Annotated in this window: 19 protein-coding genes, 2 tRNA genes and 1 pseudogene; 3 read left to right on the plus strand and 19 right to left on the minus strand. The window is 33.4% G+C overall.

Annotation, left to right across the window (positions count from 1 at the left end; all coding sequences use genetic code 11):
* Positions 1 to 6 precede the first annotated feature (6 nt).
* The gene (gene yfmF, locus TTHE_RS08810) at positions 7 to 1,263 is read right to left on the minus strand and encodes an EF-P 5-aminopentanol modification-associated protein YfmF (protein ID WP_013298240.1); all 1,257 of its coding nucleotides are present in this window, start codon (positions 1,261 to 1,263) and stop codon (positions 7 to 9) included.
* Positions 1,264 to 1,363: 100 nt separating this feature from the next.
* A complete protein-coding gene (locus TTHE_RS08815; protein WP_013298241.1) occupies positions 1,364 to 1,921 on the minus strand; it encodes a YhcN/YlaJ family sporulation lipoprotein in 558 nt (185 codons plus the stop codon).
* 177 nt (positions 1,922 to 2,098) lie between these two features.
* Between TTHE_RS08815 and ychF the strand changes: the two genes are divergently transcribed.
* A complete protein-coding gene (ychF, locus tag TTHE_RS08820; RefSeq protein WP_013298242.1) occupies positions 2,099 to 3,190 on the plus strand; it encodes a redox-regulated ATPase YchF in 1,092 nt (363 codons plus the stop codon).
* A 35-nt stretch (positions 3,191 to 3,225) separates the two neighbouring features.
* Here ychF and thiI read toward each other — a convergent pair whose 3' ends face one another.
* The 10 genes from thiI to TTHE_RS08870 form a co-directional block, all read right to left on the minus strand.
* Positions 3,226 to 4,377, minus strand: a complete 1,152-nt coding sequence (gene thiI / locus TTHE_RS08825) for a tRNA uracil 4-sulfurtransferase ThiI (protein WP_013298243.1) — start codon at positions 4,375 to 4,377, stop codon at positions 3,226 to 3,228.
* A gap of 2 nt (positions 4,378 to 4,379) precedes the next feature.
* Entirely contained in the window at positions 4,380 to 5,534 is a 1,155-nt protein-coding gene (locus tag TTHE_RS08830; RefSeq protein ID WP_013298244.1) for a cysteine desulfurase family protein, read from the minus strand.
* A 117-nt stretch (positions 5,535 to 5,651) separates the two neighbouring features.
* Complete coding sequence (locus tag TTHE_RS08835) at positions 5,652 to 7,166, minus strand: 4Fe-4S dicluster domain-containing protein (protein WP_013298245.1); 1,515 nt, start codon at positions 7,164 to 7,166, stop codon at positions 5,652 to 5,654.
* 15 nt (positions 7,167 to 7,181) lie between these two features.
* Entirely contained in the window at positions 7,182 to 8,342 is a 1,161-nt protein-coding gene (locus tag TTHE_RS08840; RefSeq protein ID WP_013298246.1) for a SpoIIE family protein phosphatase, read from the minus strand.
* Positions 8,339 to 10,057: a [Fe-Fe] hydrogenase large subunit C-terminal domain-containing protein gene (locus TTHE_RS08845; protein ID WP_013298247.1), complete on the minus strand. Its 1,719-nt coding sequence runs from the start codon at positions 10,055 to 10,057 to the stop codon at positions 8,339 to 8,341. The genes TTHE_RS08840 and TTHE_RS08845 overlap by 4 nt, the downstream gene beginning before the upstream one ends.
* On the minus strand, positions 10,054 to 10,299 hold the full coding sequence (locus tag TTHE_RS08850; protein WP_013298248.1) for a (2Fe-2S) ferredoxin domain-containing protein: 246 nt from the start codon (positions 10,297 to 10,299) through the stop codon (positions 10,054 to 10,056). The genes TTHE_RS08845 and TTHE_RS08850 overlap by 4 nt, the downstream gene beginning before the upstream one ends.
* A 92-nt stretch (positions 10,300 to 10,391) precedes the next feature.
* Positions 10,392 to 10,607 (minus strand): DUF3006 domain-containing protein, encoded by a 216-nt coding sequence (locus tag TTHE_RS08855; protein WP_013298249.1) that lies wholly within the window; start codon positions 10,605 to 10,607, stop codon positions 10,392 to 10,394.
* Positions 10,608 to 10,730: 123 nt separating this feature from the next.
* Complete coding sequence (locus tag TTHE_RS08860) at positions 10,731 to 10,997, minus strand: metal-sensitive transcriptional regulator (protein ID WP_013298250.1); 267 nt, start codon at positions 10,995 to 10,997, stop codon at positions 10,731 to 10,733.
* 12 nt (positions 10,998 to 11,009) lie between these two features.
* The gene (locus TTHE_RS08865) at positions 11,010 to 12,122 is read right to left on the minus strand and encodes a glycosyltransferase (RefSeq protein ID WP_013298251.1); all 1,113 of its coding nucleotides are present in this window, start codon (positions 12,120 to 12,122) and stop codon (positions 11,010 to 11,012) included.
* A gap of 57 nt (positions 12,123 to 12,179) precedes the next feature.
* On the minus strand, positions 12,180 to 12,848 hold the full coding sequence (locus TTHE_RS08870; RefSeq protein WP_013298252.1) for a hypothetical protein: 669 nt from the start codon (positions 12,846 to 12,848) through the stop codon (positions 12,180 to 12,182).
* A gap of 129 nt (positions 12,849 to 12,977) precedes the next feature.
* Between TTHE_RS08870 and TTHE_RS08875 the strand changes: the two genes are divergently transcribed.
* Positions 12,978 to 14,348, plus strand: a complete 1,371-nt coding sequence (locus TTHE_RS08875; protein WP_013298253.1) for a coiled-coil domain-containing protein — start codon at positions 12,978 to 12,980, stop codon at positions 14,346 to 14,348.
* Here TTHE_RS08875 and TTHE_RS08880 read toward each other — a convergent pair.
* The gene (locus TTHE_RS08880; protein WP_013298254.1) at positions 14,332 to 14,589 is read right to left on the minus strand and encodes a putative Se/S carrier protein; all 258 of its coding nucleotides are present in this window, start codon (positions 14,587 to 14,589) and stop codon (positions 14,332 to 14,334) included. The two genes, TTHE_RS08875 and TTHE_RS08880, sit on opposite strands and share 17 nt — an antisense overlap.
* Positions 14,590 to 14,717: 128 nt before the next feature.
* Here TTHE_RS08880 and TTHE_RS08885 point away from each other — a divergent pair, with 128 nt between their 5' ends.
* The gene (locus tag TTHE_RS08885) at positions 14,718 to 15,497 is read left to right on the plus strand and encodes a CAP domain-containing protein (protein WP_013298255.1); all 780 of its coding nucleotides are present in this window, start codon (positions 14,718 to 14,720) and stop codon (positions 15,495 to 15,497) included.
* 113 nt (positions 15,498 to 15,610) lie between these two features.
* On the opposite strand, the gene TTHE_RS08890 is transcribed toward TTHE_RS08885, so the two are convergent.
* The 6 genes and pseudogenes from TTHE_RS08890 to yunB all read right to left on the minus strand — a co-directional run bounded on the left by TTHE_RS08890 (position 15,611) and on the right by yunB (position 19,861).
* Positions 15,611 to 17,014, minus strand: coding sequence for an aminopeptidase (locus TTHE_RS08890; RefSeq protein WP_013298256.1), 1,404 nt, complete (start codon positions 17,012 to 17,014; stop codon positions 15,611 to 15,613).
* Between the two features lie 68 nt (positions 17,015 to 17,082).
* Complete coding sequence (locus tag TTHE_RS08895; protein ID WP_013298257.1) at positions 17,083 to 17,715, minus strand: response regulator; 633 nt, start codon at positions 17,713 to 17,715, stop codon at positions 17,083 to 17,085.
* Positions 17,708 to 18,855: pseudogene (locus TTHE_RS08900) on the minus strand (sensor histidine kinase). Before TTHE_RS08900 ends, TTHE_RS08895 begins: the two are co-directional and overlap by 8 nt.
* A gap of 106 nt (positions 18,856 to 18,961) precedes the next feature.
* A tRNA-Ile gene (locus TTHE_RS08905) sits at positions 18,962 to 19,035 on the minus strand.
* Between the two features lies 1 nt (position 19,036).
* Positions 19,037 to 19,112, minus strand: a tRNA-Ala gene (locus tag TTHE_RS08910).
* 38 nt (positions 19,113 to 19,150) lie between these two features.
* Positions 19,151 to 19,861, minus strand: coding sequence for a sporulation protein YunB (yunB, locus tag TTHE_RS08915; protein ID WP_013298258.1), 711 nt, complete (start codon positions 19,859 to 19,861; stop codon positions 19,151 to 19,153).
* Positions 19,862 to 19,900: the final 39 nt, after the last annotated feature.

Here is a 19,900-nt window from a genome sequence, read left to right on the forward strand (position 1 = left end):
CCCTCCTCATTTTTTAGTCATAAAATAAACAGTATCTAATTGTATATTTTTCGAAACAGCAACAATGTCTTTTTTTGTTACTTCATTTATTTTATTTATAAAATCGTCTATGCTGTAATCGGTATGTGAAAGATTTTGTGAGAAATAAAAGTCCGAGATTTGCGTTGCACTGTCTTTCACTGAATTCATAGACGTATTTAAAGCTTTGATCGTTGAATCAAATTCATAGTCAGAAATGTTTCCGTTCTTTATTTCCTCAACTTGTTTAAGTATTATATCCAATGCTTTTTGATAATTTTCAATCTCTATACCCGACATTATAAGCATTAATCCTTTAAATCTTTCAAGCCTTGTTTGTGCGTAATATGCAAGACTTGCTTTTTCCCTCACATTTATGAATAATTTTGAAAAAGGACCTCCACCCAGCACACCGCTCAACACTAAAAGCGGAAAATACTCATCGTCGCCCGGTTTTACATTTGTCCTAAATCCCAAAGTAAGTTTCCCTTGAGTGACATCTAGTTGATCTTGAACGTATTTAACTTGATCCACCTTTTTATATATTGGTGTATCAGGTATATAAACAACATCAGTTCTGTCTATTTTAAAATACTTATCAAATAAACTTTTTATTTTATCTACACTCACATTGCCAACAACATATATATCCATCGGCAATGTTTTTATAACCTTCTTATAGTATTCGTAAAGATTGGCTTCATCTATCTTATCAACATCATCTATACTGCCAAGTTCATATATTGAAAAATCTTCATCTTTACACATCTCTTCAATGCATCTGTCAACAGCATATTTTGTCTTTTCATTTATTCGGGAATTAATCAAATTCTTCTGTTTTTCTTTTTCCTGCTGAACATACTTTGAATCAAAGCCATTGTTTACTACTAATGGATTTAAAAGTATATCTGAAATAAACTTTACGCCATCTTCCGTTATGTCGTCTTTTATATAGCTGCTGTCTGTAATTTCTAATCTAAATTGTGCAATTTGCCTTTCGCCTTTTTTATAAACAGAAAAAGAAAATGTAGCTCCATAAAGCTCTTCGAGATGTCTCGTTATTTCTTTATAGGTTTTATAGTTAAGATTTCCTCGCTTTAGTACTGACGGCAACAATGCAAATTTTGCTGTTTCATTGCTTAATCTGTTATTTATGTAAATATTAATCGTAAGCGTCTTAAATTTATCCATCTGACTAACATACAGATTAATGCCTTTTCCAATATTCGTTTTCAAAATGGACATATTTTATCACTCCTTATATAATAATCCAATTGACCTTAATTATATTTCAAATGTTTTGTCATGTCAACAAAACATAAACCCGGGTTTCCCCAGGTTTATTTTATGCACTTGGTGTAATTCTCTTTAGTATTTCAGTAATCTGCTTAGTAAATTCTGATAATGGTCTTCCAGCCGCAATTCCTTTTGCTATATTGTTTATTCTCGTATATAAATCAGGATCTGATGTCACCGATACATTTTTTATACCCTTATCTGTATCCCTAACAGTTTTTTCAACCTTTTTCTTAACTTGAGTTTCGTGAGTGCCTTGTACATTTGCTTTCATATCAATACCTACTATAGCAGTATTTCCAGAAATTACGACTGTAGCTTTATTCACCTCAGGTAATTTTGCCACATTACTTGCTATCTTTGCTGCTCTTGTACTTTGCGGTACCGGTCTTTTTACAGGAGTTGGTGTAGTAGGTGTAGGTGTTGTCGGTGTCCTTGACGGTGCCGGTGTCGTCATTCCTGGTGAAGGAGCCGGTGTCGTTCTAGGTGTTGTCGGAGTATATCTAGTAGGAGACGGCTTCTTAGTAGTCTTACATCCTGTCAAAGATATAGACAAAGCCATTATCAAAGTCAAAAGTATTAACAAAATGTTTCTTGTCTTTTTCAATTTAAACACCTCCAATCAATATTTTGCTCACATAAAAACAATTTATTATAATGTAATATGTTAATAATTGTCAGTCACAATTAGATTTGAACTTTTAACGCTTTTCATATATAATTCTATTTGATGCAAAATAGAAAAATTTTTTCATAAAATTAAAAACAATTCGGAGGAATATAAATGGAAATAGGCATAGTTGGTTTACCTAATGTTGGTAAAAGTACAATATTTAATGCAATAACACAAGCAGGTGCTGAATGCGCAAATTATCCTTTCTGCACAATAGAACCTAATGTTGGTATTGTTTCTGTGCCAGACAATAGGCTTTATGAACTTGCAAAAATAGTCAATCCTCAAAAGATAATACCAGCTACAATTAAATTTGTAGACATAGCTGGACTTGTCAAAGGCGCCAGCAAAGGCGAAGGTTTAGGAAATAAATTTTTATCGCATATTAGGGAAGTTGATGCAATTTTAAATGTCGTAAGGTGTTTCGAAGATAGCAATATTACTCATGTTGAAGGCAATATTGACCCAATTAGAGACATTGAAATCATAACATTAGAATTGGTGCTTGCTGATCTAGAAGTTATAGAAAAGCGAATTGCAAAGACTTCTAAATACGCAAAAAATGATAAATCTGCAGCATTTGAATTAAATATACTAGAAAAAATCAAAAACACTTTAGATGATGGAAAACCTGTACGCACGATGAATTTCGATGAAGATGAGCTTCCATTTGTAAATCAGCTTATGCTATTAACGTCAAAGCCAGTTATGTACGCTGCAAATATTTCTGAGGACGACCTTATATCTGGCAAAGAAAATGAGTATGTTAAAAAACTTAAAGAGTATGCTGAAAAAGAAAAATCAGAAGTAATTGTCATATCAGCAAAAATTGAAGAAGAACTTTCATCACTCCCCGATGAGGAAAAATACGAATTACTGTCTGAATACGGATTAAAAGAGCCGGGACTTAATAATATAATACGCCATGGATACTCACTTTTAGGACTTATTACATTTTTTACAGCTGGCCCAAAAGAAGTAAGAGCATGGACTATAAAAAAAGGAACAAAAGCACCTCAAGCTGCCGGAAAAATACACACAGATTTTGAAAAAGGTTTTATACGAGCTGAAGTAATATCTTACAAAGATTATATAGAATCTGGCGGAGAGGTTGCTGCAAAAGAAAAAGGGTTAATGCGACTTGAGGGAAAAGATTACGTCGTAGAAGACGGCGACATAGTAGTATTTAGATTCAACGTATGATAAAACCCCATAGATGGTAATCTATGGGGTTTATTTTAACTATCTTGTTTTATCTTAATTTGGTCTATTACTAAACTATCTATAAATTTTTCATAGTCAATATTTTTTTCACCATCAATGACTTCCTCTAAATCTGGCTTTATTATAGGATGCTTCGGAACAAAAATTGTACAGCAGTCTTCATAAGGTCTTATTGATATGTCGTAAGTCCCAATTTTTTTGGATATTTCCACTATCTCACTTTTATCCATTCCAATTAATGGTCTAAACACAGGCATATGTGTTACCTCATTTGTACAGTACAAGCTTTCTATGGTTTGGCTTGCTACCTGTCCTAGGCTTTCACCTGTTATAAGCGCTTTTGCTCCGTACTTATTGGCAATATTTTCAGCAACCCTCATCATCATCCTTCTCATTATTATAGTCGTCATCTTTGGAGGGCATTTATCATATATGGCAAGCTGAAAATCCGTAAAATTAACTACATGCAAGTATATATCTTGCCCATATTCTGAAAGTTTCTTACACAAATCTATAACCTTGTCTTTTGCTCTCTCTTGTGTATAAGGCGGGCTATGAAAATACACAGCTTCTATTTCTACTCCTCTTTTCATCATCATCCAAGCAGCAACAGGGCTGTCTATTCCACCTGACAAAAGAACAACTGCCCTACCATTTGTCCCAAGTGGCATACCACCTATTCCATCTGTTATACCAGAATACAAATAAGCCTTCTCCCGTATTTCTATATTTAAGACGATGTCGGGATTATGCACATCAACATGAACATCTTCTACGTTCTGTAAGATTTTACCTCCAACCATCCTGCTTATTTCCATACTCTCATAAGGAAATGATTTATTGGGTCTCCTAGTCTCTACTTTAAAACTCTTACCTGAATAGCTTCTCATAAGCTCAATCGCTGCATTGTATATTGCATCAAGATCCAAATCAACCTTTTTCGCTACAGTTATACCAACTATGCCAAAAACTTTTTTAAGCTTATCTATAACCTCATTTACATTTCCGTCACATTCTACGTATATTCTACCATGGGTCTTCTCTACTTTTATTCCATCATAACCTTTTAATGCTTCTTTGATATTTTTAACAAGTTTATTCTCAAAAAATGCTCTATTATCGCCTTTTAGTGCTAATTCTCCATACTTTATAAGAATTATATCCATTTTTACCTCCTTTTGTATTTTCTTAAGAAATTCACTTTATCTTTCAAAGCATCTATTGTGTAATCTATCTCTTCATCTGTATTAAAAATGCTAAATGAAAATCTAATCGCTCCTTCAATATATTCATGACTTAATCCTATAGCCTTTAATACATGGCTTTCTGTATTTTTGTGAGACGAGCAAGCAGAACCTGTAGATACATATATACCCTTTTCTTCTAGTGCGTGAAGCAGTACTTCTCCTCTTACACCCAAAAATGAAACATTTAATATCTGTGGTGCACCTTTATCTATATCAGGACCATTTAAGTGAATATCAGATATTTCACTTTTGATTCCGTCGTACAGCCTCTTTTTCAAATGTATAAGCTTCGACTCGTATTCATGAATATTTTCCTTTATCAGCCGACAAGCTTCTCCAAGGCCTACAATACCAGGCAGATTTTCAGTACCTGACCTTAAATTTCCTTCCTGACCACCGCCATATAATATAGGCTTTATTTTAACACCTCTTTTTATATAGATAGCACCTATACCTTTTGGGCCATGCATTTTATGGCCACTTAAAGATAAAAGATCTATCTTTTGACTCTTCACGTCCAACTCAATCTTGCCCACTGCCTGTATCCCATCTACATGAAAATATGCATTCTTGGCCTTTTCTTTTAATTTCGCAATGTCTTCAATAGGTTCAATGGTCCCTATTTCATTGTTCACCGCCATAATAGATATCAGGATCGTTTTGTCATTTATAGCATCTCTTAGCTCATTTAAATCTACTTTTCCGCAATTGTCTACATCAAGATATGTAATATCATACCCATCTTCCTCAAGCTGTTTCATCACATTTAAAACAGATGGATGTTCAATCTTTGAAGTAATTATATGGTTTCCCAATCTCTTCATTCCGTATGCTATTCCGCGTATAGCAAAATTATTAGATTCTGTGCCACCAGAAGTAAAAATTATCTCATCTGTTTCACACCCTAATAATTTTGCAACATTTCTTCTCGATTCTAATAATATCTTCTCGGCTTTGTATCCTTTAAGATGGACTGATGAAGGATTGCCATACTCATTTTCCATAACATCAACCATCTTGTCAATTACTTCTTTGCGGACTTTTGTTGTTGCACTGTTATCAAGATATACCTCCATTTTTACCAATCCTCACATGTCTTTGTACTAATAAATATATTATATGTTAATATCATCAGATATTTCAAGTAAATAATAATAGGGTCCTAAAAGTGGACCCCCTCTTTAAAATTAATATTATGCTTCTTTGCATGAAGACTTATTCGACTCATCCGAACTATGACCAATGTGAAAATCAACTTCATCTGTATCAAACTGGTTGACTCTCTCTTTTATGTTCTTATGCAAAGATGCATCACCAAATTTATTTACAGCTAATTTTGCTTGATTTACGTTGTTATTGATAACACCAGCACCACCGATGCAACCGCCAACACAGGCCATTCCTTCTACAAAATTATTTGGCAATTTACCTGCCTTCATTATCTTCAATGTCTTATTGCACTCTTCAAGCCCATTACAAACTATCGGATTAATTTCAACATCTGCATCTATTTCTTTTATCGCTTCAATTACCGCCTCTAAAACACCGCCAGATCTTGCAAATTTTCTCCCAAATAGTGTAGCATCATCCACTTCAACATCTTGTTGTTCTTTTATGTCTATCTTTGCTGCATCCAGAATAGCAGCCATCTCCTCAAATGTCATAGCAAAATCTGTTATACCCTTTATATCTTCTCTCATCACTTCAGATTTCTTTGCAGTACACGGTCCTATAAATACTGTCATTGCCATAGGATCATGCTTTTTAATGTATTTTGATATTGCTGTCATTGGAGACACTGTTGTAGATATATTATGAGCCAGTTCCGGATAGCTCTTTTTTATATGCACTACAAATGCTGGACAACATGAACTTGTCATTACTTTTAAGTCTTTTATCCTTTCTTCAAACTCCTTGGCTTCTTCTACTGCAACGAAGTCTGCTCCAAGTGCGACTTCTATTACATCCGCAAAGCCAAATTTTCTTAAAGCAGATTTTATTTGTCCGACTGTTACATCCTTAAATTGGGATGCTATTGCAGGTGCTATTAAAGCATAAACTTTTTTACCGCTCTTTATCGCTCTTATAATGTCGACAATATATGATTTATCTGTTATTGCACCAAATGGGCACGCCAAAGTACAAGCGCCACAAGAAGTACATTTTTCGTAATTTATCGATGCTTTTAATTCTTCATCCATTGTTATGGCTTTTGCTGCACATGAGCGTATGCATGGTCTTAAATTATCAGATATAGCATTGTATGGACACGCCTCTTTGCATCTGCCACATTCTATGCATTTATCATAGTCTATATGGCTCTTTCTGTCTATTATAGATATAGCTCCTTTGGGACATACTTCAGTGCATCTATGCGTGATACATCCGCGGCATGCCTCTGTAACGCGATACCTCTTGATAGGACATTCTTCACATGCAATGTCCAAAACCTGAATTACAGGTTCTTCGCCTTCTATTGCATACTTCATAGTTCGTTTTAAATTTTTTCCCATTGCAACTTTTGTCCTCTGCTCTATTATTGCTCTCTCTTTGTATACACAACATCTAAATCTAGGCTTAGTCCCTGGTATTATTTCATATGGTATTTCATCATAATGATCTTCTAATCTGTCTTCCAATGTCAATTTTGCAACATTGTAAAGCACCTCATATTTTAACATTTGAATATCAGTATTAAACTTAAACAAGACAATCTACCCTTTCTAAAAATAATTTACTTCAACATTTTTACCCAACTTGCGCAATAGATTTATAAGTTCTTCAACAATTTTAATCTTTATTCTAAGATCCGCAGGAAAATCAGGATTTTGATGCGCACTGTTTACAGCTTGACCAACTAAAAAATTTACATCAGTAGCATAATTTAAAATTTTAAATAGGCGAGTTGCAGCATCCTTCTTTGAATACCTTAATATGTTTGAATTGCTATTTTCGATGTATTCTTTAAAAATCTCAACCGTCTTTCTTAATGTCAAAACTCCTTCTGTCACCAAATCTATTCCATCTATAAAAGCAGGTGGTGGTATATCAGGATCGATATAATCAGTCGTTGTAATAACCTTTTTATTTAAAACTCTTCCTACAATTTTCGCAGCCGTACCACCACATACAACCTTTAATCCTTCATTTTTCATGAGTTTTCTTACAACCCATTCATCCATATTCTTTAAAATAGGTGGCCCCACCATTACAGTCACTTTCTTTGATTCGTTCACCTTTATAACTATTGCAGTCGTATCATCACCAGGCTTATTCTTATATAAATTGTTGCAAGTGGTTATAAGCTGGTAGCAAATATCATATGCATCGTTATAAACTTCTAATGTCTTTTCAAGATATTGCTGCACATTCTCCCACTGCCATCCAAGATTCAATATACCGCCTACACCTGCATGTATAACTCCATCAGATACAATTATAAGCGCATCGTTAAGATCTAATTTGAAACTACTTTCATAAATTTTTTTATCACCTATTTCTACACATTTTCTATCTATTTTTTTATAAACTCCATTTTTAAAATAAAATATAGATGGGTTATCATACTCTACTACATGCACATTGTCAGCATTTATCGAAACAACCGTAAATGTAGAATATGCGATATTTCTTTCTTTACATATAGGCAGCGTATGCGCTACCGTATCTACAACATCGGATAATTCAGAACCCATATCAAGCATTTTTGAGACAATTCGCGTTGTCAAAGTTGATAAAATATTTGCTTTTACACCACTGCCTAATCCATCTGCCATTACTGCCATTAAATAATCTTTTTTTCTTATTATCTGAACACTATCACCGCACAGTTCTTCACCGTATTTGTTTAATGATGCATGTGCAATATCAATGTAATGGCTCATTCATCATCACCTTGATTTAATAGCATATCCTTCATTCTAGTCAATATAACTTTTGTCTCCGCAGTTGTCTCTCCTAAAAGACTTGCAATCTCCTGCGCCACTTTCATCTGCCTGTCTATTACTTGCTGTGCCAACTGGTAGTTTTCCCTTTTAACCTTTGAAAAAGCCTCTTTCTGCTTTTCCATCTTTGTAATATCTGTAAAAATACCGATTGCAATCTTATATTCTTCTAAATAATAAATACTCTCTAACGCAATAATTCCATAATTTTTAAATGATACCTTTTTATTAAAAATACTTTTTTTGTTTTCAATCACATCTTTAAAATCCGATATATCAAAAATCAAAGATAGATTTTCGTTTTTAACCATTGTTGAATTTACTAAAAACATCTTCTCAAAAGCTCTATTCATGTCTTGTATCTCATACTCGTTATTAACAGCAATTATAGCGTTAGGTGTAGAACTGATTATAATATTAGATAGAGTTTCAGCTCTTCCTCTCATATATGGCAAGCACATATATGGTTCCGCCATTCCATTAAAAACAGCTATAGCCTTTTCTCTACATGTATCATAGCCACATGCGCCACAATTTAATTCATCTTCTTTAGTAAATTTGCCTATTTTTGATAAAATATTTTTTATCTCATTCTCACTAGGCATCTTCCATTTGTCGCTTAAATTTATAAACTTCCTGGTAAAATCTACTGAACAATCAATCATATTACTAATATCATTAATAAAGTTCGCCTTTGTATTTGAATAATTAATCACTTCTTCTTTTCTTTTAACAACACCACTATTGGACCTTCCAAAGGCTGGTCCGTTAATACACCCTCCATCACAAGCATTTGCTTCTATCCAGTATCCGTGTAAATTGCCTGATCTTATATCGTTCAAAAGATCCTTAACATTGTCAATCGAAGACACAGATACGACTTTCCTCAAATTTAAATCAACATCCATACAGTCAATAGTTTTACCTTCAATAGGATATAATTTAAATGGCATCATTGTATCAACACAATCAGTAAATTCTTCTCTGGAATCAATATTGATTCCATCTCCATCTAACCATTCTATAATCTCCTCGAATGTCAAAACCGCATCTATTGCATCTTCACAGCTAAAATCGTTCATTTCCACTTTCTTTGCCAGACAAGGTCCTATAAACACTACCTTTATTTCATTGCCATAAACTTTTTTAACAACCCTACCAACAGCAATCATAGGTGATACAACTGGTACAAGACAATTTATTAGATCAGGATAGTATTTTTCAATCAAATAATTTATAGACGGGCATGAAGTAGTAATAAGATTATCATATTTTAAATCATTATAATACCTTTCATACTCTTTAGATATAAACATAGCTCCTACTGAAGTTTCTATTATCATTTCAGCACCCAAACTTTTTAAAGCATTAAGAAATTTAAAGGCTCTCCCACTTCCTACAAGTGCTGGATAAGATGGTGCTATTGTAAAAACAACTTTATCACCTTTTTTTATAAAAGCTTTTACTTTTTCTATATCTGACCTTACGGTTTTTGCGTTCTGTGGACACACATTTAAACATCTTCCACAAGCAATGCACATGTAATCAACAATTTCTGCTTGTTCATTATTAACTTTTATAGCTTTTACAGGGCAATATCTAATACACTTATAGCAGTTTCTGCAATTTGCTTCTTTAAAATTTATGACACTCATTGTAAATTACCTAGCACATATTCTCTAAAAAATTTTTCGACGTTATTAGGTTTAATTGACAAACACTTTCCGTCGTCAATTTTTACAGAAACTGCTCTTAGACAATTGCCCATACAAAAATCCGCTTTTAATTCTACCCTGTCCTCAAGATTATAATCTTTAATAAATTTTTTTAATTCATTTATAACATCGTAGGAACCCTTAAGATGGCATGAACTACCTACACAAACAGTAATAACCATAAAATCACCCGTATACTGTATACAATTATTTTATTACATAAAAGAGTTTAAGTAAATAATAGTTAATTTATTAACAAATCAAACTGAAATATTTAATCCTCTTCTCTAGATTCTTCCATCATCTTTTTTAACTTACGCGCACTCTCTATAGTCTTTTCTTTATCTATGTCTAAACTGATATCAATAACATCTTCTTCGGCTATATTACTAGGAAGATATTTTATCGGAATATTTATCTTTCTGTCATCATCAAGAATGACTAATGCCACATCATCTTCGATTTTATCAACGATACCATGTATTCTCATTTATTACACCTTCTTTTTAATTATTATACATCTTTTAATTTTCTTTATCAATACTAAGACATATTTTATAAAAGGGTCTGTTTACCAAACCCTTTTATAATGTTCTTTATATTAATATGATTTTTATTTCAAAAATTTTACTAATAAATCAACTACGCTTTGCAGCTCTTCATACGTTATCTTGCCGTCTTCATTTGAAAGAAAACACTGTTCTGCATGTTCATTTATTATAGATAATCCAACTTTTTCTAAGGAAGCTCTTACTGCTGCTATTTGTAGCAAGATGTTTGAACATCCTTTATCCTCTTCAACCATTTTCTCAATTCCAGCTATATGCCCTTTTATAGTTTTTAACCTTAAAAGTACATCATCTTTAATACTTTTGCTCATAATGCTCACCTTTCAATTATATTTTATCCTTTTATCCAGTTTTTCAAAGATTATGCTCATCTCTTTTTTAAACAGTTCTTTCCAGTCAAATGATTTTGCAAAATTCCTTCCATTTTGTCCGTATATACTCATTTTATCACGATTTTCTATTAAATCTATAGTTTTTTCAACAAAGTCTATAACACTGTACTTTATTGTTATACCACACTCATTCTCTTTAATCAATTTACCTAAATCACCAATATCTGTTGCTATTACTGGAAGGCCAGCAGCCATATATTCTATTGCTTTTAATGGAAAAGAATATTTAATAAGCTCAGTAGGAAAAAGCGTACAAAGGCCTATATCAGATTTTTTAAAATGTAAAGGTAAGTCCCTATATTTAACCTTTCCAAGAAAATGAACAAAATCATTTACTTTGTAATCTCTTGATAATTTTTTTAAAACGGGCTCATATTTCCCCCTCCCAAGTATCATCATTGAAACATCTAATTCCCGTCTTAATATTGGAAGCGCTTTAATAGGCATTTCAATTCCTGCCCAATGTTCTAGAGATCCGCTAAATACAAGGATAGTTCCATTGTGCTTTACCTTATCGCCTTTAAATAACTCATAATTAACACCATTTGGTATGTAATATGGTGTAATGCCTGTCATATTTTTTCTAAGTTCTATCAATTGCTCGTTAACAGAAAATGTAATGTCTGAACTTTCTATACAATACTTTTCCATATTTCTTGTTCTATTATAAATATCTTCATATTCAAAAAATGCAGGAAAATAATCTATATCCTCATATGCTAAAAAATTTACTCTCCCAGCCTTCAAAAGTTCTACAGCCGTAACACCTGCCCATGGCCCCTGAGCAATGCAAATATCATACTTTTCAGAATCAATTTCCAAATATCTCTTATACAATGTCATGGGACTAAAAAGGCTTGCAAACTTAACAGGTATTCCTATATATTTAGTAGTGCCTTCTTGTTTTTTCATTACGCCCAAATCATCGTATCTGCAAAATACTACTGTCAAATCATATCTCTCTTTTAAATAATCTATCAAATGATGGCTTCTCTGAGGAAGTGAATTTATAATATCAATGAACGTGATAAATAATATTTTCATATGAATCCTCCTAACATCATTATGTGAAAAGCCAGCTTATGCTGGCTTTTCATTCTATTAATATGGTGAATATGGAGCCTTCTGTGGAGGGAATATAGGTGGGAACGGTCTTTGCATGAATTCGTCACATACGTTTGCTGGGAACTCTTCGCACTCAGGTGGTACTGGGCAGAATCCATACGAAGGAATCAAGAGCTGTACATCCATAGCAGATTTTATAATAATCCATACACCTATAATTACCTCTAATGTTGTCGGTGTTCCAACATTAACCCTTCCAAACAAGCACTCAGCTACTGCTTCGTATTTTATGATAGCAGTTGTCGGTTCTGGTACGTATAAAACTATATCTTTTGTAAATGTCGTTGTCAATCCTGTCAATGTTTGAATATCACCTGATGTATTTGTTATTACAACATCATATGTTACTTGGAATGTTGCCTGTACTCTTACAAAACCTGGTCTTTCAGGAATAGGTGTCAGTGTAAATCCTGGAGGCGATACAAGCGTTACAGTTACATTCTCGCAACGACCAAATGTAGGATTTGTGATAGTCGGTACGATTATGGCAGGTGGTATGCTGTCAAGACATAATCTTTGTGAGCAAGAATCGTAAATTTTTGTGACTTCTATACAGGTTATCTCAGTTGGTTCAGGAAGTTGACCCGGTTCTACAGGACCTGGTCCTACTTCTTGTTCTCCAATTAGCTTTTTAGCAAATGCCATTTTATTTCCCCCTTACGATTAATTTTTTAAAATTAATTTGATTTTGCATATTTCTAGTAACAATATACGTAAGACCTATAATATTTGTTACAAACTATGAATATAATTTTAATTGAAAGGAGGTATTTTATGGACAAGGTGTTATTTGAATCAGAGGGTAAGAAATATTATTTAGTATCAGCGCAAAACAATATCGTGCTATATAAATCAGGTGAAGATTCTAGCAAGATGAATTTGATTGATAACGCCATAAGCGATTTTGACGCATCTTTCGCAGATAAAAATATTGTGATCATATACTTCAGCAAAGAGCGAAATATTGTATTAGCAACATTAAACAATGATAATAAAATCGTCAAAAAGATTTTATATCATTATAATGATAAAACCATATATATAGACAATTTTAGGCTTATCATATGCAATGATGATGTACATGTATTTTTTATGGAACACAATTTGTCAAATCCAAAAAAAATACTTTTAAAGCACTATATCTCCAACGGAACGCTAAAGGTTAATGAAATAGCAGTGATAAACAATATACAAATAAAGCCTTTTTATAGCGTCGCATTTGACAAATTTGGTATGCTTCATTTAGTCTACGTAACAACTGAAAACACACAAAAAATATACTATACGACATTTATAAACAATATATGGACACTGAAAACTACAGTATCAGAGGCAGTCTCTATAGAATACCCAAATATAAAAATTGATGACAAAAGAAACATCCATATATGTTGGGTGGAAGAAAACATAATAAAAGAGTTAAAGTACAGAAAAAAAATCGATGGAGGATGGCCAAAAGGATCGTGGGACAAAAAAATTACATTATCATTCTCTGACACCATTCTCGAGCCTTGTATAAGTATAATCGACAGCAGCATTTGGTGCACATGGATTAAGCAAAATACTTTTTATAGTGCCATATCTTCAGACGGAGGAAATAGCTTCAGTAGACCATTTAAATTAGCTGAAAAGCCTTCTTCATATGAATTAGTAAAAAAAATAGAACCTTCTTCTGAAAGAATTACATATGCAAATTCAGATGGTTGTGAATTACCTTTTGAAACAGACAAAAATGATATATTGTACGACAAAGAAAGTTATTTTACTTTTTATATAAAGGAAGTTCAGGAATACTTAAGCACACTTTCAAAGAAAATAGAAAATCTCCAAAAAGAAAAAATACACTTAGAGAGGAACTTAAATCAAAAAAGCTATGAGATCGCATTAAAAAATAGGAGTATCGAGGAGCTTAAAGAAAATCTTAAAAAATTTTATGAAGACAGAACAAAATATACAACAAAAATCGATAACCTGAATTCTGTCTGCAACAATATTTTATCAGAGAATGAGAAATTAAAAAAGCAGATAAAAGATCTGCAAAATAAAATTATAATATTAAATTCAAAACTAAATGAAAAAGCAGAAAACGGCACAATAGACAAAATAAAATCAATATTCTTCGGAAAATCTAACGAACACCTATGACAGTATATCCATTGTATGTTTTTTCAACCTCATATATCCCTTTATAAGGGATATTTATTCTTTGTACTATTAGCTTTACAACATCTGCGTATTCCAGTCCGAATTTTAATGAATGGCTGCAGCTATTCATTATTGATCGCGGAGTAGGAATAAACTCAACAAATATATTATTTTGCCTTAATACCTTTTCGCATAAAACTGCATGCTGATATGAATAAAACACTAATATAGCATATCTCATTTGGGCACCCCCTCACCTTTAATATATTCAAAAAATCCATTAATGATAAATCTTCCTACAAGTCCATTAATTACTTAAAGGTTTTTTCTTGTGTTTGTCGAATTTGTTATTAATGGAGGGTGATTTTTATGAAAAAAAATTTAAAGTACTATGCGACAATTTCAATCATTTCACTATTTGTATTAAATCCTTTTGCAACAGCAAAGGCATCTTATTCATTTGGAACGTATACAAACAACAATGTCGTGTATAACACATACGTTGTTAATAATTCCAACACAAAGACAACAAGCTATTCTGGATTTACTACCGCACCAGTGAAAGTAAATTATGTAAACAACGCTAATTATTGGTTTAATAATAATTACTGGTGGATTAATCAATCCAACAGTACATCTCAAAGCAATGGGACTACTGGAAGCGCGCCGGCAAAAGACAATCAGACAACATCATCCAATAACAAACAGTCTGAAAACGGACAAGCCACAAATAATAATTCTTCAGTACAGAATTATCAGGGTTTATCAGCTGAAGAAAAGCAGTTAGTAGATCTTATAAATAAAGAAAGGTCGTCAAGAGGGCTCGTTACACTTGCTATAGATGAAAACTTATCAAAAGTAGCCCGTATTAAGGCAGAAGACATGAAAGGCAACAATTATTTTTCCCATACATCGCCAACATATGGTTCGCCATTCGATATGATGAAACAGTTTGGCATAAGTTATAATGCTGCTGCGGAAAATATAGCTGAAAATAGCGATGTTGTAAGTGCTCATTATGCCTTAATGAATTCAAGCGGTCACAGAGACAACATTTTAAATCCTTATTTCAATAAAGTTGGGGTAGGTATTATCTCAAATAGCACTGATAACGGAGTAATAGTAGTTGAAATGTATATAAAACAATAAAAATAAAACCGAGGTTTATCCCGGTTTTATTTTTTATATGAATACTTCTGGTTAAATCATGGCTTCGGTACGAGTCTTGAAATAATTAATCTACCGGCTATGCCGGTGGATACTTATTTGCTTAAAAGGAATGATTTATATGCTTTATATCCCATATAGAGGTCAAGCTTCGATGATAATTCATATGGCGAATGCATGCTTAAAAGTGCCACGCCGCAGTCTACAACTTCCATTCCATAATTTGCAGCGTAAAGTGCAACAGTTCCGCCGCCACCAATATCAACTTTTCCAAGTTCTCCTGTCTGCCATACTACATTGTTCTCATTGAAAATCTTCCTTACTTTTGCGACAAATTCGGCATTTGCATCATTTGAACCGCTTTTCCCGCGAGAACCTGTGTATTTCGTTACACATATGCCATTTCCTATGTAAGAAGTATTAAGCTTCTCACTTACATCCGGATACAATGGATCAAATCCTGAATTGACATCTGCTGAAAGCAGTTCTGCATTCCTCATAGCCGTCCTAAGCTTCATGTCTGTGCTTCCCTCTTGCTTCTCCAAGATTTCGGCTATCGCATTTTCAAAGAATCTCGACTGCAATCCAGTATTGCCCATACTTCCAATCTCTTCTTTGTCGGCAAAGATAGCTACAGCAGTCTTCTCAGGATTATTTACGTCTAAAATTGCTCTTAACACATCGTATGCACATATCCTGTCGTCCTGCCCATACGCACCTATCATACTTCTGTCAAAACCTATATCCCTCGGTTTATACGCAGGCACCAGTTCCAGCTCTGCACTTATAAAATCTTCTTCAACTATTCCGTATTTTTCATTTAAAATCTTTAATAAATATGGTTTTACAGAAACGTCTTCGGATAACGGCATATTGCCAACAACTGGATTTAATGCTTCCCCAGATACTACATCGGAAGCTTTTTTCTCCATTTGATCTTTCCCGAGATGTGGCAGCAAATCTGTTATGTACAATATTGGATCATTATCATTTTCCCCCAGCTGGAAAGTAACCTTTTCACCATTTTCCTTTATTACAACGCCATGAAGTGCTAAAGGTATCGTTACCCATTGATATTTTTTGATTCCTCCATAATAATGTGTTTTAAATAAAGCCAAACCACTGTCTTCATACAATGGATTCGGTTTTAAGTCAATCCGAGGTGAATCTATATGAGCAGCTGTAGCTTTAAAACCATTACGTACAGAATCCTTACCGATAACAGCCATAACAACTGATTTGCCCTTGTTGTTATAGTAAATCCTACTGCCAGGTTTTAAATTAGTTGCCGTTTCAATATTTATAAAACCATTTTCTTCAGCAACCTTTATTATTCTGTCAGCAACTTCTCTTTCTGTCTTGCATTCTCCTATAAATGTTTTATAATCTTCTGCAAATTCAAATATCTTTTCCCTTTCTTCATCGCTTACCTTAAGCCATCCATTTTTGCTTTTGTATCCCAATTTCTTCTCAATCTCTTTTAACTCGCCACTCTCCATTTCTCACGCCTCCTAAATATTTTAAATTACATATTAACTATAAAATATTTTTAGATTAAAAGCAAATTTTATGTATGCATATTATACATGTTGTTATTTTTTAATAAATATATAGCAGCCTGTGTTCTATCTTTAACATCCAGCTTCCTAAATATATTGTATACATGATTTTTAACTGTTTTTTCGCTTAAGAATAATTTATCTGCTATCTCTTTATTGCTATACCCTTCCGCAATCAAACTCAATATCTGCATTTCCCTATCAGTAAGCTCTTTTTTGCATTCATCTGTATCTAAATTTTCAATCTCACTTACCAATGAAGGGTGTATGTAAACACCTCCATTTGATATTGTTCTAATTGCTTTAATTAGCTCATCTGAATCAGCGTCTTTTAAGATGTAGCCTTCAACTCCAATTTTTAATGCTTCCATCAAATATTCCTTGTCATTGTAAATTGTTAGAAACATTATTTTGTTCTTTGGGTTGTCGTTTTTAAGCATCTTTGCAGCTTTAATGCCATTAATATTGGGCATGTTTATATCCATCAATATTATGTCTGGAGAAATTTTTTTAGCAATTTCATATGCTTCTTCACCATCAGATGCCTGATATATGACTTTCATATCTTCTTCTAATTCTATGATTTGCTTCAATCCCTGGCGCAAAAGCACATGATCGTCAGCAATCAAAATATTAATCACTGTTTTTATCACCACCTAGCGGAATAGAAATATAAATTTGAGTTCCTTCGTTTGGCGAGCTGTTTATCTCAAATTGCCCGTTTAATATTTGAACCCTCTCCCTCATCCCTAAAAGTCCAAATTTATTGTCTGCTGATGCTTTTTCAAAACCTATGCCATCATCTTTAATGATTATGCTTACAAACCGATCCCCAAACTCCAATTTTATAATAGCATTTTTGCCTTTGAATGCTTTTTTATGTTTGTCAAGGCTTCCTGTATAACTCTGAAACAAGTTATTTCAATTTCAGGTTTTAATCTTTTATGTTCTGACAGAGCGACAAAATCAACATTTATCCCTGTCTCACTTATAAAATTGTTTATGTACTTTGAAACGGCAGGTATTAATCCCAGGTCATCAAGAATAGATGGTCTTAAATCGTATATGATCTTTCTGACTTCTCTCAATGAATAGTGTGCAATGTCTTTTAGGTTTTTAAGCTCTCCCTTTGCTTTTTCTGCATCTTTACTGATAAGTTTTTCACATAATTCGGCCTTTAAGATTACATTTGCCATAGATTGTGCCGGACCATCATGTATCTCCCTGGCTATCCTTTTCCTCTCCTCCTCCTGCGCTTCAATTATGCGGATATTCAAAAGCTGCCTGTCTTTTAGCTCTTCATATTGGTTGTGAAGCTTTGTCAAATCTCCAGTTAAATAATCCAGTGCGACGCCAATCTGAGTAGAAAGCTTCTCTGCCTTTTCAACTATTCCTCTGTATTCTATAAGCTTTCTCTCCAATTCATTTCTTCTCGTTATTAAATCTTTCTCCTCTCGCCTTTTTAAAATAAGCTCAACTTGAATTTCCTTCGCTTCTTCATATGCTTCTTTGATGGCGTCTTCACTTATGTTTCCAAATCTTTGACTTACATAAGCCAACTTTAACTTAGAGCTTTTTTCTTTCCTTTCCAAAAGCTCCACTTCCTTTATGACTGATCTTACTTTTACTTTTAATTCGTTTATTTGCTCTTCCAATTCATGATACTCGTTTCTGGTCTTCTCCAATATTTCCGAAATCTGTTCTTTGCTGCTACCTATAACTTCTATGGTTTTCTCCACTATGTTATCGAGCTTTTTATCATATTCAAACTTGGAAGCCATGTTTACACCTCAAAGACAAATTTTATTTATCTTATTCGACAAAAAATTTCTAATTCCTTCATTTTTGTATTAAGACATAAAAAAAAGACCCGCTAGGGTTCATAAATGGGCTTAGATGGACTTGAACCATCGACCTCACGCTTATCAGGCGTGCGCTCTTACCGCCTGAGCTACAAGCCCATGGTGGAGATGAGGAGATTCGAACTCCTGACCCCCTGCTTGCAAGGCAGGTGCTCTCCCAACTGAGCTACACCCCCGTCAAACAATTATTATTATACCATATATTATAATGTTGTCAATTACTTTCTATGTTAATTTTTGAATCACCATTTGGAACAGGCACAGTATATTTATTGCCATTTACATCTACATAACTTGCAGGTACATCGCCTACAATAATGCTATCAGCGATAGGCATGTGGGTTGAAACCTGTATTTGCTTCGATGCAAGAGGTGCGATGATTTGAATATTTGTCTTTATGTAAAGATATATTATGTGCCTTGTCTGATTTATTCCAGCAGGTTCAAAACTTGATTGAAAATCTAAGTATACAGATCCTATAGGAAGCAGTCCAACCTTTATTCTAGGCCCTGTATTGGCAAATATATCTTTTGATATTAGACTGCCAAGAGGCAGCTTCACATATACTGATCCTATACTGTTTAGGTTATCTTGAACAGCCTGAGTAATCTTTGTAGACAATATGTTCATCTCTATTGTATTTGCTTGAAGCATAGAGACTTTACCGTTTTTGTCGGTTCTCACATTGATAAGGTCATTATACTGAATTCCTTTCAAGACTTTTTCGTTGATGGATTTATTAATTGATTTTACTGCAACTTCCTGTGCTACAGTCTCGCTAGCTTTAAGAAGCGCAGGTCTTAGCCTGTACGCCACAAATGAATATATAATAGATATTAAAAAAAATATCAGAAAAATGTATATGTAATTTTTATTTATTTCATATAATTTAAGTCTTCTTCTTCCCCATCTTTTTCTCCTCATATAGAAAAACACCTCCTCTATATTTTATGATAGATGAGG

Source organism: Thermoanaerobacterium thermosaccharolyticum DSM 571, assembly GCF_000145615.1.
Lineage (GTDB): Bacteria > Bacillota > Thermoanaerobacteria > Thermoanaerobacterales > Thermoanaerobacteraceae > Thermoanaerobacterium > Thermoanaerobacterium thermosaccharolyticum.

Excerpts from the sequence above, each read along its gene's own strand:
- yfmF (WP_013298240.1), bottom strand. The coding sequence starts at position 1,263 with ATGTCCATTTTGAAAACGAATATTGGAAAAGGCATTAATCTGTATGTT.
- ychF (WP_013298242.1), top strand. The coding sequence starts at position 2,099 with ATGGAAATAGGCATAGTTGGTTTACCTAATGTTGGTAAAAGTACAATA.
- thiI (WP_013298243.1), bottom strand. The coding sequence starts at position 4,377 with ATGGATATAATTCTTATAAAGTATGGAGAATTAGCACTAAAAGGCGAT.
- TTHE_RS08830 (WP_013298244.1), bottom strand. The coding sequence starts at position 5,534 with ATGGAGGTATATCTTGATAACAGTGCAACAACAAAAGTCCGCAAAGAA.
- TTHE_RS08840 (WP_013298246.1), bottom strand. The coding sequence starts at position 8,342 with ATGAGCCATTACATTGATATTGCACATGCATCATTAAACAAATACGGT.
- TTHE_RS08845 (WP_013298247.1), bottom strand. The coding sequence starts at position 10,057 with ATGAGTGTCATAAATTTTAAAGAAGCAAATTGCAGAAACTGCTATAAG.
- TTHE_RS08850 (WP_013298248.1), bottom strand. The coding sequence starts at position 10,299 with ATGGTTATTACTGTTTGTGTAGGTAGTTCATGCCATCTTAAGGGTTCC.
- TTHE_RS08855 (WP_013298249.1), bottom strand. The coding sequence starts at position 10,607 with ATGAGAATACATGGTATCGTTGATAAAATCGAAGATGATGTGGCATTA.
- TTHE_RS08860 (WP_013298250.1), bottom strand. The coding sequence starts at position 10,997 with ATGAGCAAAAGTATTAAAGATGATGTACTTTTAAGGTTAAAAACTATA.
- TTHE_RS08865 (WP_013298251.1), bottom strand. The coding sequence starts at position 12,122 with ATGAAAATATTATTTATCACGTTCATTGATATTATAAATTCACTTCCT.
- TTHE_RS08870 (WP_013298252.1), bottom strand. The coding sequence starts at position 12,848 with ATGGCATTTGCTAAAAAGCTAATTGGAGAACAAGAAGTAGGACCAGGT.
- TTHE_RS08875 (WP_013298253.1), top strand. The coding sequence starts at position 12,978 with ATGGACAAGGTGTTATTTGAATCAGAGGGTAAGAAATATTATTTAGTA.
- TTHE_RS08880 (WP_013298254.1), bottom strand. The coding sequence starts at position 14,589 with ATGAGATATGCTATATTAGTGTTTTATTCATATCAGCATGCAGTTTTA.
- TTHE_RS08885 (WP_013298255.1), top strand. The coding sequence starts at position 14,718 with ATGAAAAAAAATTTAAAGTACTATGCGACAATTTCAATCATTTCACTA.
- TTHE_RS08890 (WP_013298256.1), bottom strand. The coding sequence starts at position 17,014 with ATGGAGAGTGGCGAGTTAAAAGAGATTGAGAAGAAATTGGGATACAAA.
- yunB (WP_013298258.1), bottom strand. The coding sequence starts at position 19,861 with ATGAGGAGAAAAAGATGGGGAAGAAGAAGACTTAAATTATATGAAATA.